Genomic DNA, 1,978 nt, shown 5'->3' with positions numbered 1-1,978 from the left:
TAATCCCTATTGTAAGTAGTTAGGTGTTAAAAACTATCAGTTTCCCCCCTTATCAAGGGGGGATTAAGGGGGGATCGAACCCAAAATCTATCTTCAATTTAATTCTAACCAGCTACTTATAGCTCGATCGATCTGGGTATATAAAGCTTCTAAATCCCCGGAATTGTCTAAAACAATATCAGCTAAGGCAATTTTTTCGGCTAAAGGCATTTGATTATTAATCCGAGCGATCGCTTGTTCCCTAGTTAAGTTATTCCTAGTCATTAAGCGTTGAATTTGTTGCTCGAAACTGCAAGAAATCACCCAAATCTCTGTGACTAAATGGGTTAATTTGGCTTCCAATAATAAAGGAATAGAACAGACAACTATCGGTACTTCTAACTGCTCTAAATGCCGCTTAAAACATTCTCTAACGTAGGGATGAATCTGACTTTCTAACCAGATTTTTTCCTCGGGATTATTAAAAATAATCTCTCCTAACTGTTGGCGATTAAGGGAATTATCCTCAGTTTTAACTTTTCTGCCATAACGCTGAAAAATTCTCTCTAAAATTGCCGAACCTTTTTCCACTGCTTCCCGGGCATAAATATCCGCATCAAGGACAGGAATTTTGTAGATATTTTCTAAATAATTGGAAACCGTGGATTTACCACAGGCTATTCCCCCTGTTAACCCGATAATTCTTCTTGACATAAATTATTAAATTGCTAATCTCAATTAAGGTGCGTTACGCGCTCGCTAACACACCCTAAATTTATAAACTCTCTATCTGTTGTAAAACTCTTGCTTGTACTTGTTGATAGGCAGTTTCCACATCTCCTAAATCGCGACGAAAACGATCCTTATCGAGAATACGCGCTTGGGCATCCTCTTGGGTTTTATCCCAGAGACGACAGGTATCGGGACTAATTTCATCACCTAGATAAATTTTGCCCGTTTTATCAACTCCAAATTCTAACTTGAAATCGACGAGAATAATCTGGCACTTATCGAAAAATTCTTGCAGATATTGATTGATTTGCAGGGCTAAATCTCGTAACTGATTGACTTGCTCCTCGCTGGCAATATCGATCACTTTTATGCGATCGGGCGTTAACAAAGGATCGCCCAAAGCATCATCCTTGAGGTAAAATTCTACAAGAGGAAAAGGTAAAACTTTCCCCTCCTTTAATCCCGTTTGCTTGCACAAACTCCCGGCGGCGATATTTCTGACTACTACTTCCAAGGGAATAATTTTAATCGCCTTGACGCGCATTTCCCTAGAACTAGGGCGATCAATATAATGGGTAGGTATTCCTAGGGATTCTAACCATTGAAATAGGGCAGTGGAGACAGTACAGTTAATTTCTCCTTTGCCGACAATTTGCCCGCGTTTTTGGGCATTAAAAGCGGTGGCATCGTCTTTGTAATAAGTGAGGAGAATATCGGGATCATCGGTTTGATAGAGAATTTTGGCCTTACCTTCATAGAGTTTTTCCATAGTTATCATCCTCGGCATTGATAAACGAAAATCGATGGTTAATCGGATAGTGGAGTAAATTTTGGCGATCAACCTAGACAAAAAATTTATATCATCGGGGAGATGATCGTTGAAAAAAATAATGTATAATTGCAGCTTAAAGATAACTGCCAACATTTTGCGACCGAATCTTAACCTATAACCAAAAAGTGTCACGATCCCAGGGTTCAACTTTTGGCGAATCGGCCCAGTTTTTACTTAAATCCCCAATGATAGCCAACAACTGATATTATCTCCCATTCCCATTACCGAAAAATCTAAAGAAATTCCGCAAAATTACCCGCCGTCGCCCTATGAATCAGAATCCTCCTAACGATGATAACCCAAATCTCCCCGATCGCCGCAAGGAGGATTTTCTCTATCCTCGCGCCCCCTATTATGGAGAATTTAAGCCAGAAAACTTGCTATTTAACGCCAATTTACAGGAATTTGCCCAAAAAGTCAGTTTTATTTGTAATC

3 protein-coding genes are annotated in these 1,978 nt (G+C 39.4%); 1 reads left to right on the top strand and 2 read right to left on the bottom strand.

Features of this window, described 5'->3' with window-relative positions; translation table 11 throughout:
• Positions 1–93 precede the first annotated feature (93 nt).
• Together coaE and purC are read right to left on the bottom strand one after the other, a co-directional pair.
• Positions 94–693 carry a dephospho-CoA kinase gene (gene coaE / locus PX636_RS02900; protein WP_125730360.1) on the bottom strand — a complete coding sequence of 200 codons (600 nt, stop codon included), beginning with the start codon at positions 691–693 and terminating at the stop codon, positions 94–96.
• Between the two features lie 61 nt (positions 694–754).
• Complete coding sequence (gene purC, locus PX636_RS02895; protein ID WP_002784616.1) at positions 755–1,480, bottom strand: phosphoribosylaminoimidazolesuccinocarboxamide synthase; 726 nt, start codon at positions 1,478–1,480, stop codon at positions 755–757.
• Between the two features lie 332 nt (positions 1,481–1,812).
• Between purC and PX636_RS22815 the strand changes: the two genes are divergently transcribed.
• Positions 1,813–1,978 (top strand): DUF7219 family protein (locus PX636_RS22815; protein WP_502882841.1); only part of this gene is annotated, 166 nt, incomplete at its 3' end.

The organism is Microcystis sp. M53598_WE2, from assembly GCF_030067735.1.
GTDB classification, from domain to species: domain Bacteria; phylum Cyanobacteriota; class Cyanobacteriia; order Cyanobacteriales; family Microcystaceae; genus Microcystis; species Microcystis aeruginosa.
Note: the sequence above shows the minus strand (reverse complement) of the source record. Positions and strands in the feature narration are given on the sequence as shown.